We start from the raw sequence: 15,500 nt of genomic DNA, 5'->3' as shown, positions 1-15,500 counted from the left end.
TCACCCCCGCAGCAGGCCCTTGACCACCTTTCCGGAGGCGTTCCGCGGACGCCACGCCCCTCCTTGTGCCCTGCCCGCCGTTACTCCTGCCGTTACTTCAGTGCGGCGAGCGCCGCGTCCACCCCCGCCGTCGGCGAGCCGAGCCCGGTGACGGTGTCGTAGCCGGGCCCCGCGGTGCACTCGGCGCCGCACGCGCCGTTGGACCCGGAGGTCACGTCCCGCAGGAAGCCGCCGCCCAGGGCGTAGACGTCAGCGTGCGCGGTGTCGCCCTGCGGTCCGGCCGAGGCCAGGTGCGGCTTGCCCGCCGCGGCCCGGAGCTGGTCGGCCGAGGAGATGATCGCGCTCCAAATCGGCGCGGCCAGGCTGGTGCCGCCCACCTCCAGCCACAGCGACCGGGTGCCGCTGACGGTCGCGAAGGTGATGTACACCGGCACCCCGGTCCTCGGGTCGGCGACGAAGCTGACGTCCGGGGTGGCCCGGAGCGGCGAGGACTGCACGCCGTCCTGGTACGCCGGACGCGGTTCGAAGTAGCTCAGCCCGCCGCCGGTGGACGACCAGGCGGTCTCCCCGAGGGTGTTCCCGGCCGCGTCCAACTGGAGGCTGGTGCCGCCGATGGCCAGCACGTACGGGTTGGTCGCCGAGTAGCCGGACGGGTAGCCGTTGTCCCCGGTGGACTGGACGCAGACCGAGTCGGCCAGCTTGCAGTGGCCGTCGTAGAAGCTCTCCTCGGAGAACTCCGACTCCCCCCAGCTGTTGCTCACCGCGGCCGGGTGCCGCGCCGCCGCGGCGTCGTCCGCGCGCTCCAGCGCGGCCATGCCCGAGTCGGCCGCCTCGACCAGGACGATCTTTGCGTGCGGGGCGACCGAGTGGGCCCACTCGATGTCCAGCGCCGCCTCCTCGTTCCACCCGGTGTCGCCGGCCGGCTGGGCGCCGTCGGCGTACGTCACCTGGAAGTCGAAGCAGTCGGTTCCGGCGCCGGCCGTGTCGCAGGTCGGCGGCAGGCCGAAGTGCGCGGCGAAGTGGTTCAGGTCCGCCTCGGCCGTCGGATAGTCGAAGGCGTCGACGATGGCGACGGTCTGCCCGGTCCCGTCGCCCTTGAGCCCGAGCCGGGCCTGGATCTGCTGCGGGGTATAGCCGGGAGCGGTCTCGCCGTCCGCCGCCGCGCCGGTGGCCTCGGGGTGCGCCGTCGGGTGGCTGGCCTGGATCCTGATCGGCGTGGTGGCGGTCCCGATCCGCATCTCGGAGCCCTGCAGCGGACTGGCGCTGTTCCTGCTGACCCCGCTCGCCCGGGGGGCGGCGGGCTGGACCGCGGGCGCGGTGCCGGCCGCGGCGGCGTCCGTGATCTTGTAGGTGGTCAGACCGTGCAGATACGAGTCCGGCTGGTAGCTGCCCGAGCCGACGGTCTGGAGCGAGACGTCCAGGTCGGTCCAGTCGGTGTCCACGCCGATCATGTCGTCACCGGGCCCGTCGCCCAACCGGGCCGGCTGGATCACACTGGCGCCGAGGGCACCGGCCGACGCGACGCTGTTGATGCCGCCGCCGGTGTTGCCGAACGGCAGGGTGTAGTCCCAGAAGCCCGTTCCGGCGCCGACGAAGGACTCCGTGCCGCCCGCGGTCTTCACGAACAGCGCGGACTGCGCCCCGAGGAACGAGCGGAACTCGTACGGCGCGCTGCCGTCGGCCGGGTAGATCATCTGGTCGAACGTCAGCAGCTCGACCATGCCGATCTGCTTCGACGCGGTGAAGCCCAGGAAGGAGTAGGCGTTGGAGGACTCATGAGTGCTCAGCACCGCGCCGGTGCGCTCGTCCAGGATCTGCACCAGGTGCTCGCCGCTGCTCTGTCGGCCGCTGAACGCGACGGCGACGCCGTGCCCGTCCGCCCCGGGGAGGTACGGGGAGACGAAGACGGAGTTCGTCGGCGCGATCGCGGCGGCGCCCGGGTCGGCCGGGGTCTCGGCCCAGACCTGGACGCCGGTGGCCGAGTCCAGGCTGACCACGGTCGGGGCCGGGTCGGCGGTGGTGCTGTCGGGCGCGTCCTTGGTGCCGCTGTACTCAAGGAGCAGATGACCCGAGGCGTCGGTGGCGACGGTGGAGAAGACGAGGCTCTTCCCGGCCGTGCCCTTGGGCCGGTAGGTCCACCGCTCGGCGCCGTCCGGCGTGTAGGCGGTCAGCCCGCCGCCGCCGGGGACGACGATCTCGGACCCGCCGTGGCCGTCGCCGACGACGGTCAGCTTGTCGGTGTAGCCGGGGAGGTGCACGGTGGTGCGGACCGCGCCGGTGCGGACGTCCAGGACGGAGAAGCCGTCACCGGTGGCGGCGGCCACCTCCCCAGCAGCCTTGCCGGAACCGACCGGGACCAGCGTGAGGTCGGCCACCGAGGCGTCGACCGTGCTGTGCCACAGCACGGTCGGCGTCGCCTGCTTCAGGGTGCGGCCGTCCACGGCGAAGACGCCGCGGCTCTGACCGGCCACGATCATGTCCTTGACGCCGTCGCCGTTCACGTCCGTGTTCACCACCGCGAAGGGGTCGCCCGCCAGCGGCATGGCTCGCGAGCCGCCCTTGGCCGGGTCGACGGCGTAGGCGGTGTCGTCGTAGCCGACGGTCAGCAGCTTGCCCCGGTACTGCGTCAGCTGGTCGCCGGACACGGCGCCCTGCTGACGCCAGTCGGTCTTCCCTGAGCCGGAGTCGAAGGCGATCAGCTGGGTGTGCTCCGGGGCCTGCGGGGCGGCGGCGGTGTCCTGCGCCGGGTCGGAGACCGAGGCGATCACCTGTCCGCCGCCGTGGGTGTCGAAGGCCAGCGCCAGGGTCGGGGCGTTGGCGCCGCCGACAGTGGAGGCGGTGGTGTGCGACCAGAGCGTGCCGCCCTTGCCGTCCAGGCCGGAGACGGTGCTCTGACCGTCCGACAGGTCCGCGTTGATGCCCAGTTCGGCCACCGCGTACCGGGCCTGGTGGCCGTGCGCGGACGGCGCGACCGCGAAGGCCTCGGGGACGGTGCCCTCCCGCGAGGTGATCACCTTGCGGGCGCCGCTGTGCGCGTCGATCGAGGTGAGGTCCCAGCCGACCACGTCATAGGGGTCGCGCTGCTCGACCACCAGGACCCGGTCGCCGGTCGGGTCCTGGGCCAGCATGCGCGGGTAGCCGGGCGTCTCGGCGTCGACCGCGACCTTGCCGTCGGCGCCGTTCAGCACCAGCACCCGGCCGTCGGCCGGGCGGGGGCTGCCCAGGCCCATCGGGGTGTCGGACCAGGAGGCCGCGATCTCCCCGTGGGCCAGCGGCTCCAGGTCGCCCCAGTTGGCCCAGGGCGCGTGGGTGGAGTAGGTCCAGTCCGTCTTCGCGGTCAGCTTGCCCGCGGCGGCCCTGGTGAAGCTGTAGGCCGTCAGACTGCTGCGGCTGTCGCCCTGTTCGGCGACCGGGTCGACGCTCCAGGACGGCCCGGTGGCGTCGGCCACGATCAGCCTGCCGTCCTGGACCAGCATGTTCCCGACGTAGCCGGGAACCAGCTTGCTCCAGTCGGTCTTCCCGGTGCGGCCGTCCAGGACGGTCACGAAGGTGCCGTTGTTCAGCGTCGATCCCGGCGAGGTGAACGGCCGGAACGGGGAGTCGGCGACCGCGTAGGCCACGGCGATGTCGTCGACCCCGTCGCCGTTGACGTCACCGGTGACATAGGCGTGCCGGCCGGTGACGGACATCTGGTAGGGGTCGTAGCCCTGGTACAGGTTGGGCGTGTACGGCCAGGGCTGGAACGCGTTGACCGGCTTGACCTGCCAGTCCGCGTAGAACGAGCCGGCCGCCCGGTCCCAGACCTGGTTGCCCTCGGCGTCGTAGCGGGCGACCGTGCCGCCGGAGAAGACGCCCACCCAGTCGCCGGTCCCGCCGAGCGCCGCCGTCTCGGCGAAGCCGCGCGCGGTCTCCCAGGCGCCGGTCTGCTGGAACGCGGACGTCCCGGAGGCGGCGGCCGACGAGCTGCCGGACGCCGCGCCCGACGCCTTGCCCGCTGTCGCGCCGAGCCCGGTGCCCGCGGGCCCGGTCGGCATCGCCGGGGCCACCGAAGCGCCCTCCTCGTAGGCGACCTGACCGGGGGTGCCGTCGATCCGGTTCTGGTAACGCTGACTCAGTTTGCTGATCGCCGCGGCGGTGAGCCGGACGCCCTTCGGCGCGGGGGCGGCGTCGGCGTGTGCCAGAGGGGCCGTCAGCAAGGCGGCCGCGACCGCCAGTACGGTCGCGACGGTACCGGGGCGTATGCCCCGTCCTGTTCTCATGGGGGTGCCTTTCACTACCTGCTCGGATGCAGTGAACTGTCGCAGCGGCAGCCGTCACCGGACAGGCTTTGCGCTGTCCTGAACCGGACAGATTCCGGTTCTGGCCAGCCGGTGGCACGGTGCGTGACACTGGTCCGGCACCGTGCCCGCGCAGGCAAAGGAGACCGCATGCTTGAGTCCGTCGGACTGGACGACCACACCGAGCAGACCTACCGGCATCTGGTCGCCCGCTCCCCCGCCACCGTCGCCGACCTCGCCAGGCTGCTCGGCGTGGGCGACCAGCGGGTCCGCCGCAGCCTCGACGCACTGGTCGGGCTGGAGCTCGCCTTCGTCGAACCGGGCCGCACCGGCCGCTACGTCGCCGTGGACCCCCGGGTCGGGCTGACCACGCTGATCCACGCCCGCCGACTCGAACTCGAACGCACCACGGCCGCGGTGGACATCTATGCGGCCGAGTTCCACGAGCGGATGCTGCGCACCGACCCGCAGCGGCTGGTCGAGCTGGTCGAGGGGCCGGCCGCGATCACCGCCCGGCTCACCGAGCTGATGGCCGGGGCCAAGGAGGAGGTGCTCGCCTTCGACGCCCCGCCCTATGTCACCGCCGACCAAACCGCCTCACGCTCCGAGCACGAGCTGCTCGCCCGCGGCGTTCGGGTCCGCGCGGTGTACGCGACCGAGGTGCTGGCCATCCCCGACCGCGCCGACCGGCTGCGCGGCCTGGTGCTGCTCGGCGAACAGGCCAGGGTGCTGCCCCGGGTCCCGCTGAAGATGGTGGTGATCGACGGCAGGGACGCGGTCATCCCGCTCACCGCGAGCGCCGAGGGCACCCGCAGCATCGCCGCCCTGGTGCACCGGTCCCGGCTGTGCGACGCCCTGGTCGAGCTGTTCGAGGCGAGCTGGCAGCAGGCCACCCCGGTCTTCTCCGCCGAGGCGCCGGAGACCGACGCGCACCCCGACCTCGGCGAGGGCGAGCACGCCCTGCTGCACCTGCTGCACGCCGGCCTCAAGGACGAGGCCATCTCCCGCCAGCTCGGCATCAGCGAGCGGACCGTACGCCGCCGGGTGACCTCACTGATCAGCCGGCTCGGCGCCACCAGCCGCTTCCAGGCCGGGGCCCAGGCAGTACGCCGCGGCTGGCTCTAGCCGCTTCGCCCTGCGGGGCGATACCGGACAAACCAGGCGCGCTCGGCTAGCCTCCGAAGGTGAGCACCGCACCGCGAGATCTGCTGCGGGCGGCGCGGTCCGCCGATCCGCGCCACCTCCCGGAGCAGCTCGCCGTCCAGGCGGTGCGCCTGCTCGGCCCGCACGCGACCGCCGCGGCGGCGCGGGTCAGGGCCGCGCACCCTGACGCCGTGCCAGGACGCTGGAGCCGGACCGTCGCCGAGCGCGGAATCCGCGCCACCGTCGCCGAGGGCGCGTTCCTGGGCGGCCCCTTCATGCTGCTGTGGCCGGCCGCGTTCGGCGCCGCGCTGGTCGCCCAGCTGACCATGGTGCTGGAACTGGCCGCGCTGCCCGACCGGCCGCGCTCCCCGGAAGAACTGGCCGAGGACCTGCTGGTGCTGCAGGGGGTCAGCCCGACCCCGGCCGCGGCCAGGGCCCTGCTCGACGCCGCGTCCCACGCGGACCGCGGCGAACCGGCCGGGCCCCGTCCCGGCTGGTGGAGCACCGGACGGCGGCTCGCCTACCTGATCGGCCTGCTCACCCCAGCCGACCCGGCCGGGAGCCGGGGCCGGAACCGCAGCCGGGCCGGGATCCGGCTCCGCCGGGCCGCGACCTGGGCCGGAGTCGCCGCCGTGGTCCTGGTCGGCTGCGCCGCCCCGCTGGTCTGGATCCCGGCGAGCGCCGAGATGTACCGGCGCGCCACCGCGGGCCTCGCGGCTCGGGCCACCGCCTACTACTCCCCGGTGGGAGGCTACGACCCGCTCCCGGCGGGCGGGCGGCGCTGGCTGCTACGGCCGGGGGCCGTCCTGGTGGCCGTCCGCGCGCTGGTCTCGGTGCTGCTCACCGCGGCGGTCCTGGCCGCGGTGCTGCTCGCCGACCTGAGGATCGCGTCCAGCCACTGGCCCGCCGCGGTGCTGCTGCTGATCGCGGTCTCGGCGCTGTACGCGGCACTGCTGCGGCGGCACCGGCGACACTGACCGAACAGGCGCCGCCCTAAATAGGGTGATATGACTGTTTTTCATACCATCTCGCGAACGACCGGCTGGAGCGACTGTGTCGAACTACCCGCTGCTCAACGTGTTCTGGACGATGCTGGAGTTCTTCCTGTGGATCCTGTGGTTCTTCCTGCTGTTCAAGATCCTCACCGACCTGTTCCGCAGCCATGACCTGAGCGGCTGGGCCAAGGCAGGCTGGATCGTCCTGGTCATCCTGCTGCCGTTCCTCGGCGTGCTGCTCTATGTGATCATCCGTGGCCGCTCGATGAGCCAACGCGACCAGGAGCAGGCCAAGCAGGCCGACGACGCCTTCAAGCAGTACGTCCGCAACGCCGCCGCCGACGGCGGCACGGCTCCCAACCACGTGGACGAGCTGGCCCGGCTGGCCGACCTCAAGTCCAGCGGGGCGCTCACCCCCGAGGAGTTCCAGAAGGCCAAGGACAAGCTGCTCTCCTGACTACGCTGGCGGACATGACGCACACCAGGCTGTACCGCAACGGCGCCCTGGAGCTGGAGGACTTCCCGGTCCAGGACATCTCCCGGTACTCCGGCGATCCCGACTGCACGGTGTGGCTGGACGTCCGCGACCCCGGGTCCTCCGACTTCGACATGATCGCCGAGGAGTTCGGCCTGCACGCCCTCGCCGTGGAGGACGCCAGGGAGCAGCACGAGCGGCCCAAGCTGGACCGCTACCGGACCCACCTCTACCTCTCCGCCTACGCGGTGTCCACCGATCCGGAGACCGGCCGGGTCACCGCGGGCGAGGTGGCGGCGTTCATCACCGCCAACGCCCTGATCACCATCCGCAAGGGCGCGCACTGCCGGATCGACCAGGTGATGGAGCGCTGGGACGACAGCCCCGACCTGGCGAAGTACGGCGTGGGCTTCCTGGTCCACGGGCTGCTGGACTACCTGGTGGACGGCCACTTCAACGCGGTCCAGGACCTGGACGAGCGGATCGAGGCACTGGAGGGCCTGCTGTTCGAGGACGGCAGGGACGAGATCCGGGCCGTCCAGCGCGGCTCCTTCGACCTGCGCAAGGACCTGGTCCGGCTGCGCCGGGTGGTGTTGCCGATGCGCGAGGTGGTCAACAGCCTGATGCGCCGTGACCTGCAACTGGTCACCGAGCCGATGCTGCCGTACTACCAGGACGTCTACGACCACGTGCTGCGGGCCACCGAGTGGACCGAGTCCCTGCGCGACCTGGTCGGCACGATCATGGAGACCAATCTGACGGTCCAGGGCAACCGGATGAACCTGATCATGAAGAAGGTGACCAGCTGGGCCGCGATCATCGCGGTCCCCACCGCGGTCACCGGCTTCTACGGGCAGAACGTCCCCTACCCCGGCTTCGACACCCACGGCGGGTTCTGGACCTCGACCGGGATCATGCTGGTGCTGTCCGTCCTGCTCTACACCACCTTCAAACGCAGAGACTGGATCTGAGCCGATGCCCGAACTGCCGGAGGTCGAGGCGCTGGCCGGTTTCCTGACCGAGCACCTGGCCGGACGGACCGTCGACCGGGTCCACCCGCTCGCGGTGCACGCCCTGAAGACCTACGACCCGCCGGTCACCGTGCTCGAAGGCCGCGGTTTCGACGGGGTGACCCGGCACGGCAAGTTCCTCGACCTGCGCGCCGGGGACGTGCACCTGGTGGTCCACCTGGCCAGGGCGGGCTGGATCCGCTGGAGCGAGAAGCTGTCCGACGCGCCGCCGCGCCCCGGCAAGGGCCCGCTGGCGCTCCGGGTCCGGCTGACCGAGCCGGACGGCGGCGGCGGGACCGGCGCCGGCGGCGGGAACAGCTCCGGCTTCGACGTCACCGAGGCGGGCACCCAGAAGCACCTGGCGATCTACCTGGTCCGCGACCCCCAGGACGTCCCCGGCATCGCCCGGCTCGGCCCCGACCCGCTCGCCGACGACTTCACCCTGGAGGCCCTCACCGCGCTGCTGGCGGGCGAGCGCCGCCAGATCAAGGGCTTCCTGCGGGACCAGGGCACCATCGCCGGGATCGGCAACGCCTACTCCGACGAGATCCTGCACACCGCCCGGATGTCCCCGTTCAAGCTGGCCGCGAGCCTCACCCCGGAGCAGGTGGCCCAGCTCCACGCCGCGATCGGCTCGACCCTCGCCGACGCGATCGAGCGCTCCCGCGGCCTGGACCTGCGCCACCTCAAGGCCGAGAAGAAGAGCGGCCTGCGGGTCCACGGCCGCAAGGGCGAAGCGTGCCCGGTCTGCGGCGACACCGTCCGCGAGGTCTCCTTCAGCGACTCCGCCCTGCAGTACTGCCCCACCTGCCAGACCGGCGGCAAGCCCCTCGCCGACCGCCGGATGTCCCGTCTGCTGAAGTAGCCGGGCCGGGCCGCTCAGTCGCGGTGGGCCACCCCCGCGTAGCGGTAGGCGAAGCGGGCCGCGGTGTCGGCGCTGACGGTGAGGTCGTAGCCGCCCTCGGCGCTGGTGGGCCAGGACAGCTCGGTGTGGTGGCCGGGGGCGACGTGGACGGTGGTCGCGGTGCCGGCGAAGTCGTTGGGGGCGACCGTGAAGCGCAGCTCGGCCCCGCCGTCGTTGCCGAGGGTGAGCCGCAGCCGGGGCTTGCCGCCCTCCTGGATCCGCAGCCGCACGGTCGGGACGCCCATGTCGTCCTGCCCCGCCCGGACCACCGTGCCCTGGAACCGGCGCAGGAAGCCGTCCGCGCCGTGCACCGAGAAGTCGTAGACGCCGTCCGTCGCGGCGGCCTCCCAGAGGTAGGTCTGACTGGTCCGCGGCAGCACGGTGTACGGGGTGGCGGCGAAGGGCAGCGCGGTCTGCGGGTAGACGTTGTAGTGGAACGCCTCGCGCCCGGTCGAGGTCATGGTGCAGGTGACCCGGCCGGTCGTACGGTCCACCGTGACGTCCGCGCCGGGCCGGTACGGCAGCGGGCGGTGTGGGCGGGTGCCCGGCTCCTGGGCCGGGGTGGCCTGGGCGCCGACGGCCGGCTGCGGCACCGGCGGCAGCTTGGCGTCGGCGTCGGCGGCCAGCACCAGGGCCTTGGTGTCCGGCAGCCGAGGGATCGTCAGATCCCGCTTGCTGAAGTCGAAGCAGCTGGTCAGGTCACCGCAGACGGCACGGCGCCAGGCGGAGATGTTGGGCTCGCGCACCCCGGTCACCAGCTCCAGGAAGCGCAGCACCGAGGTGTGGTCGAACACCTGTGAGTTGACGTACCCGCCGCGCGACCACGGCGAAACCGCCCACAGCGGCACCCGCGGGCCGAGCCCGATCGGCTGGCCGTCGACGAACTCGTCCTTCGTCCCGGCCGGCGGGAACGGCGGGACGACGTGGTCGAAGTAGCCGTCGTTCTCGTCGTACATCACCAGGAAGACGGTGTCGCGCCAGACGTCGGGGTTGGACATCAGCGACTGCAGCGCGGTGTTGACGTAGTCCGCGCCGTAGTCCGGGCTGGCGTTGGGGTGCTCGCAGAACAGGTACGGCGCGACCAGCCAGGACACGGTGGGCAGGGTGCCCGCCTTGCAGTCGGCGTCGAACGCGGCGAGGTCGAACTTGGTCATCGCGTTGATGTAGCGCGGGTCGTCCGCCGGGAACGCGTGGAACTGCTTGAAGTAGGACAGCGCGTTGTCGTCGTAGTCGCCGTAGCGGTCGTCCAGGCTGGGGTTGTGGTAGACCCGCCAGCTGACCCCGGCCGTCTCCAGCCGCTCGGCGTAGGTGGTCCAGTCGGCGATCGGGTTCTCGGTGACGATGGTGTTGTCGGTGAAGGGGCCGGTGGTGCCGTCCACCCCCGGGCCCGACGTCCCGGTCCAGAGGTAGAGCCGGTTGGGGTCGGTGGGTCCGGCCATCGAGCAGAAGTAGTGGTCGGCGACGGTGAAGGCGTCCGACAGCGCGTACTGGTAGCTGATGTCCTGCCGGGTGAAGTAGCCCATCGAGGCCGGGCCCTTGGCCGCGGTCCACTTGTTCCAGGCGCCGCCGTTCCAGGCCTGGTGGGTGGTGCCCCAGTCGTGCGGCAGCCCGGCCGCGTTCTGGGCGTTGTACCTGGTGGTGTCCATCCGGTACGGCAGCAGGTAGCCGCCGTCGCTGCGGGCCGGGGCGGGCTGGCGGAACACGCTCTGCTCGCCGGGCAGCGTGAGCGTCCGCTTGTCGTCGAAGCCGCGGACCCCGGACAGGGTGCCCAGGTAGTGGTCGAAGCTGCGGTTCTCCTGCATCAGCACGACCACGTGCTTGACGTCCTTGACGGTGCCGGTGTCGCCCGGGTGCTTCCCGGACTTGGCCGCTGCAACGGTCGGGGCCGAGGCGGACGCGGTGCCGGGCAGGCCGGTGCCGAGGGCGGCAGCGGCACCGGCCGCGGCGGTGGAGCCGACGAAGGTGCGACGGGAGAGGGAGGTCATGCTGCAGCTCCTGCTTGACTGGTTTGCTAGTTGACGGTGAAGAGGGCGACGGCGGCGGCGTGGTCGGACGGCCAGCCGTTCCCCGCGGTGTCCGGCTCGGCCGCGGGCCAGCCGGTGACCAGCGCCTGCGCCTGGACCGGGGTCAGCCCCCCGGCGTAGTCGACGTAGTCGATCCGGTCCTGCGGCTCGGCCGAGGTCCCGCCCGGGTGCTGGGCCAGCACCGGGGACCAGGTCGCGCCGGGGAACTTCGCCGGGTCGTGGTGGACCGCCCGGTAGGCGTCCTTCAGCCCGGCCGCCGCGAGGGTCGCGGTCACCGGCCACTTCACCGCCCCGGCCCCGCAGTGCGCGGCGGCGGTCCTGGCGGTCCAGTCCAGGTCGGACGGGGAGGCCAGGTCGGCGGCCAGCACCACCGGGGTCTGCCGGGCCCGACCGGCGACCGCCAGGTCGGCCTTCATCGCCGCGGCCAGCGCGGTGGCCTGCCCGGCCCGGACGCTGGTCCGCTCGGCGGCCAGCGCCTGTGCGCCCGACTCCCCGTCCAGGCAGACCGCGTAGGGGGCGTAGCCGGTCTCGTCCAGGTGCGCGGTCCACACCCGGACCGACCGGGTGGCGTCCAGCTGGACGGTGACGGCGGCGGCGGGCAGCGCCGCGGTCGGCTGCTGAACGTCCGTCAGCGGGTAGCGGCTGATGACGCCCAGGTCGCCGGGGCTCTGGTAGGCGTACCAGCCGAGCGCGTCGGCGAGCTGCCGCGCGGCGCTGCCGCCGGTCTCCTGCAGCCCCACCACGTCCAGGTCGTCGCCGAGGACGACGGCGATCTGCTTCTCCAGCGGGTTGTCGACATGGCTGCCGGCGTCCCAGAGGTTGAGGCTGGCGGTCTTCAGCCGCGGGTGGGTCCGGGCGGCGACCACCGGGACCTCGACGGTGAGCTGCGCGCTGTGCCCGGCGCTGTCGGTCGCCCGCACGGTGAGCACCGCCGGATGCGCGGGGACCCGGGCCGGGGCGGTGCCGCTGACGGTGCCGTCGGCGGACACGTCCAGCCAGCTGTCGCCGGAGACCCGGCTGAACACCGGGGCCCCGCCGGTGCTGCCGGACGGACGCATCCACAGCCCGGCCAGCGCGACCTTCGCGGCGTCGCCCGGGTGCAGGGTGCGCGAGCCGAGGTTGGCGACGGCGAAGTGCGGGGGCGGCGGCACCGGGCGGACCGCGAAGGAGAACGGCGCGCTGGTGGCCAGGATGCCGTAGCCGTCGTCGGCGAGCAGGTAGGCGGTGTACGGGCCGCCGGTCAGCCCGCTGGTGTCGAGGGTGACGTCGCCCGAGGCCCCCGGGGTGTACTGCCACACCAGCGAGGCGCCGTTGCCGGGCGCCCGGGAGCCGTCGTACACGCCCACCCAGTTCTTGGCCCCGGGCGCGCCGGTGACGAAGTGGAAAGTGAGCTGGTCGCCCTCCAGCGGGTGCGCGGGCGAGGTCAGGGTGATCGTGCTGCCGTTCACATCCGCGTCGGCGCCCGCGGAGGCGAGGCCCCCGACCAGCAGCGCCACCAGGGCGGCGAGCAGCAGGGCGGCGAGTCGTCTCATCGGGCCCGTTCCATTCCGTCGCTGGGCGTCCAGAAGTTGTCTGAACAAGTTGCGGCCCAGTTAGCCGGAGCGGGGTGACGTCGAGATGAACGCGAAACAGCGCGACGGCGGGCGCGGAACGAATTGGCGCCCGGCCCGCCGTCGGATCAGCCCCCGGGGATCAGCCCCTCGGGATCAGCCCCTCGGGGATCAGCGCTTGGTCGCCCGGAGCACGACGAACTTGGGGCCTGACCCGATCGTCACGCAGCCGCCGAACAGCCGACGCAGCGTCACGTGGTAGTTGAGGTGCCGGTTTCCGACCACCCAGAGCTGGCCGCCGGGGCGCAGCGCGGTGCGGGCGTCGGCGAACATCCGCCGGGCGGCGGCGTCGGTGGTGGCCTGGTGCGAGTGGAACGGCGGGTTGTTGAGCACCAGGTCGGCCGATCCCGGCGGCAGGTCGGACAGCCCGTCGCCGAGCAGGAACCGCGCCTTGGCGGGCGATCCGGACGCCGCGAAGGTGGCTCTGGCCGAGGCGAGGGCCTGGTGCGACTCGTCCGTGAAGACGACTTCGGCGTCCGGGTTGCCCAGCGCGGCGGCCGTGCCGACGACGCCGTTGCCGCAGCCCAGGTCCACCACCGTCTCCGGGCCCGAGCGGGTCGGCAGGTGCTGGAGCAGGAAGCGGGTGCCGATGTCGAGCCGCTCGGCGGAGAAGATCCCGGCCTCGTTGCTGACGGTCAGTCCGGCAGCGGCACCGAGCGAGGCGTCGTCGGCGGGCAGGGTGTAGTGGACCGGCCAGGCGCTGCGGCCGGGCGTGAGCTGCGGATCAGGAGTGCAGAGGATCAGCCGGGCCTTCCTCACCGCCAGCGAGGTCCTGGTCGGGCCGAGGATCCGTTCGAACAGCTTCAGCGTGGAGGTGTGGATCTCGGTGACCATGCCGGTCCCGACCACCACCGTGCCCGGGTGCACCCCCGGCGCGAGCCGCAGCAGCTGGTCCTCCAGCAGCGCCAGGCTCTTGGGGACCCGGACCAGCAGCACGTCGATCCTGGCCGGGGGCGGCTCCTGGGTGGAGCGCAGGGTGACCGCGTCGGCAGCGAGCCCGTTGCGCTCCAGGTTGGCCAGGGTCGCCTGCTGGGCCAGGTACGAGTCGGAGATCTGCACGATCTCGGCCGGAGCCGACGCCGCGCCGCGCCCCGAACCGGAGCCGGGGCTGGAGCCGGAGCCCGCCAGCGCGGTGGCCAGCGCGCCCCAGCGGTCGCCGAGGACGACCACCGTCCCGGTCAGCGCGACCGGCGGGACGGTCGTCCCGTCCAGCGCGGCGGTGCCGTCGAGCTGCCGCAGCAGGTACTCGTCGGAGGCGTCCCAGGCGCGGAGGGTGTCGCGGGGGTCCTCGGGGAAGCGGGCGAGGGAGTACGCAGCGTGTGCGGTGGTCAACTGGTTCATCGTCGGACCAATGTATCCGGCGCCGAGCAGCACGACGGTCGGCCGCTCAGGAGCCGGCGCCAGGAGCCTGCGTCAGGAGCCGGCCGGCCAGTCGATCTGGGTCGAGCGGTAGTAGCGCACGCCCTCGGCCCGCCACCGCGGCCCCTGCGCGGCCAGCCGGACCCGGAACCGCGGCCAGCTGTGGCTGCTCGCGGGCGACCAGCCCAGCTCCGCGATGGCGGCGACCCGCGGGAAGGCCAGGTAGTCGAGGTCCGCGCTGCTGCGCACGGTCTCGGTCCACAGCGGGGCCTCGACCCCCAGCACCGCCGACGCCGGAAGGCCGGGCAGATACGCCCCGGGGTTCCAGTCGTAGGCCTTGCTGACGTCGATCCGCCCGGCCCAGTCCGCGCCGATCCGGGTGGCCGAGGTGTAGCGCATGTCCAGGTAGGCCCGGCTCGCCGGGGACATGATGACCTTCGTCCCCCGCCGGGCCGCCGCGGCCACCGCCCGGTCCCCCGGCCTGCCGGTGGTGCTGCTCCAGAACTGGGCCACCGTGGACGGCCGCAGGGTGGCGGCGACGATGTCGTGCCAGCCGATCACGGTCTTGTGCCGCGCCGCGACGATCGCCTGCACCCGGTTCACGAACGCCGCGTAGTCGGCCCTGCTGGTGGACTGCGCCTCGTCGCCGCCGATGTGCAGATAGGGGCCCGGGGTGAGCGCGGCGAGCCGGGCGATCACCGTCTCCAGGAAGGCGTAGGTGGCCTTGCTCCTGACGCACAGTGAGCTGAAGCCGACGTTCATCCCGGTGTAGAGCCGGGGCACGACCCCGTCGCAGGTCAGCCGGGGGTAGGAGGAGAGGGCGGCGTTGGTGTGGCCCGGCATGTCGATCTCGGGCACCACGGTGATGTAGCGGGCCTGCGCGTAGCGGACGATCGCGCGGTAGTCGGCCTCGGTGTAGTAGCCGCCACGGCCGCCGCCGACCTCGGTGCTGCCGCCGTGCGAGGTGAGCCGGGGCAGGCCGCTGATCGCGATCCGCCAGCCCTGGTCGTCGGTGAGGTGCAGGTGCAGGTAGTCGATCTTGTAGTGGGCCAGCTGGTCGGTGTAGCGCTCGACCTGCGCGACGGTGAAGAAGTGCCGGGCCACGTCCAGCATCGCGCCCCGGTAGGCATAGCGCGGGTGGTCGATGACCCTCCCGCCCGGCAGGGTCCACCGGGCCGTCTTCACGACCCTGCTCCCCTGCACCGACGGCGGCAGCAGTTGCAGCAGCGTCTGCACCCCGGCGAACAGCCCGGCCGCGGCGCGGGCCCTGACCGTGACCCCGTGGGCGGTGACGTCCAGTCGGTACCCCTGCGGCCCGACCGAGGCGGGCGCGCCCGAGAGCAGCAGCGCGATCGCGCCCGGCGCGGTGCCGACCCGGAACGGGTAGCCGGTGGACCTGCGGAGCACCGCCGCCAGATAGCCGCCGATGCCCGGGACGTCGCTGGAGAGGGTGTCCGTGCGCCGCAGGGTGTAACTGACCCCGGCCGCGGGGACGGCGCTGACCGGCGCCGGGAGGATGTCGGCGAAGCTCGCCACCGGCGGTCGCGGTGCGGCCGTGGCGGAGGCGGAGGCCACCGGCGAAGCGGTGAGCAGGCCCAGCGCGAACAGAGCGGCCAGGAGTCGACGGAAAGGCGCGGCGGCCACGGGGCTCCCTCGGGACGGATGACCCCACTGTTCCGCTCCATGGGCAGGTGGGGCCGGGG

At 73.0% G+C, this 15,500-nt stretch carries 10 protein-coding genes; 5 read left to right on the top strand and 5 right to left on the bottom strand.

Annotated features, from left to right (window positions below):
* Positions 1–92: 92 nt before the first annotated feature.
* Entirely contained in the window at positions 93–4,259 is a 4,167-nt protein-coding gene (locus tag ACEZDE_RS08485) for a hypothetical protein (protein ID WP_380534121.1), read from the bottom strand.
* 168 nt (positions 4,260–4,427) lie between these two features.
* Between ACEZDE_RS08485 and ACEZDE_RS08480 the strand changes: the two genes are divergently transcribed.
* From ACEZDE_RS08480 to ACEZDE_RS08460, 5 genes are all read left to right on the top strand, one after another.
* Entirely contained in the window at positions 4,428–5,402 is a 975-nt protein-coding gene (locus tag ACEZDE_RS08480; RefSeq protein ID WP_380534119.1) for a helix-turn-helix domain-containing protein, read from the top strand.
* A gap of 59 nt (positions 5,403–5,461) precedes the next feature.
* Positions 5,462–6,397 (top strand): hypothetical protein, encoded by a 936-nt coding sequence (locus ACEZDE_RS08475; protein ID WP_380534117.1) that lies wholly within the window; start codon positions 5,462–5,464, stop codon positions 6,395–6,397.
* A gap of 76 nt (positions 6,398–6,473) precedes the next feature.
* Complete coding sequence (locus tag ACEZDE_RS08470; RefSeq protein WP_380534115.1) at positions 6,474–6,872, top strand: SHOCT domain-containing protein; 399 nt, start codon at positions 6,474–6,476, stop codon at positions 6,870–6,872.
* A gap of 14 nt (positions 6,873–6,886) precedes the next feature.
* Positions 6,887–7,861 carry a magnesium transporter CorA family protein gene (locus tag ACEZDE_RS08465; protein WP_380534112.1) on the top strand — a complete coding sequence of 325 codons (975 nt, stop codon included), beginning with the start codon at positions 6,887–6,889 and terminating at the stop codon, positions 7,859–7,861.
* Between the two features lie 4 nt (positions 7,862–7,865).
* The gene (locus ACEZDE_RS08460; RefSeq protein WP_380534110.1) at positions 7,866–8,765 is read left to right on the top strand and encodes an Fpg/Nei family DNA glycosylase; all 900 of its coding nucleotides are present in this window, start codon (positions 7,866–7,868) and stop codon (positions 8,763–8,765) included.
* A gap of 14 nt (positions 8,766–8,779) precedes the next feature.
* Here the strand turns inward: ACEZDE_RS08460 and ACEZDE_RS08455 are convergent, their stop codons facing one another.
* The 4 genes from ACEZDE_RS08455 to ACEZDE_RS08440 form a co-directional block, all read right to left on the bottom strand.
* Positions 8,780–10,789 (bottom strand): phosphocholine-specific phospholipase C, encoded by a 2,010-nt coding sequence (locus ACEZDE_RS08455; protein WP_380534108.1) that lies wholly within the window; start codon positions 10,787–10,789, stop codon positions 8,780–8,782.
* 26 nt (positions 10,790–10,815) lie between these two features.
* Positions 10,816–12,360 (bottom strand): endonuclease/exonuclease/phosphatase family protein, encoded by a 1,545-nt coding sequence (locus ACEZDE_RS08450; protein ID WP_380534106.1) that lies wholly within the window; start codon positions 12,358–12,360, stop codon positions 10,816–10,818.
* Between the two features lie 189 nt (positions 12,361–12,549).
* Complete coding sequence (locus ACEZDE_RS08445; protein WP_380534104.1) at positions 12,550–13,779, bottom strand: methyltransferase; 1,230 nt, start codon at positions 13,777–13,779, stop codon at positions 12,550–12,552.
* 72 nt (positions 13,780–13,851) lie between these two features.
* Positions 13,852–15,441 carry a beta-N-acetylhexosaminidase gene (locus ACEZDE_RS08440; RefSeq protein ID WP_380534102.1) on the bottom strand — a complete coding sequence of 530 codons (1,590 nt, stop codon included), beginning with the start codon at positions 15,439–15,441 and terminating at the stop codon, positions 13,852–13,854.
* Between the last annotated feature and the right edge of the window lie 59 nt (positions 15,442–15,500).

Origin of the sequence: Streptacidiphilus cavernicola (genome assembly GCF_042510955.1) — a bacterium.
Lineage (GTDB): Bacteria > Actinomycetota > Actinomycetes > Streptomycetales > Streptomycetaceae > Streptacidiphilus > Streptacidiphilus cavernicola.
This window is presented reverse-complemented; position numbering and strand designations above follow the sequence as displayed.

Bases quoted from the DNA above. Each gene is read 5' to 3' on its own strand.
- ACEZDE_RS08485 (WP_380534121.1), bottom strand. From the start codon at position 4,259: ATGAGAACAGGACGGGGCATACGCCCCGGTACCGTCGCGACCGTACTG.
- ACEZDE_RS08445 (WP_380534104.1), bottom strand. From the start codon at position 13,779: ATGAACCAGTTGACCACCGCACACGCTGCGTACTCCCTCGCCCGCTTC.
- ACEZDE_RS08450 (WP_380534106.1), bottom strand. From the start codon at position 12,360: ATGAGACGACTCGCCGCCCTGCTGCTCGCCGCCCTGGTGGCGCTGCTG.
- ACEZDE_RS08480 (WP_380534119.1), top strand. From the start codon at position 4,428: ATGCTTGAGTCCGTCGGACTGGACGACCACACCGAGCAGACCTACCGG.
- ACEZDE_RS08460 (WP_380534110.1), top strand. From the start codon at position 7,866: ATGCCCGAACTGCCGGAGGTCGAGGCGCTGGCCGGTTTCCTGACCGAG.
- ACEZDE_RS08455 (WP_380534108.1), bottom strand. From the start codon at position 10,789: ATGACCTCCCTCTCCCGTCGCACCTTCGTCGGCTCCACCGCCGCGGCC.
- ACEZDE_RS08465 (WP_380534112.1), top strand. From the start codon at position 6,887: ATGACGCACACCAGGCTGTACCGCAACGGCGCCCTGGAGCTGGAGGAC.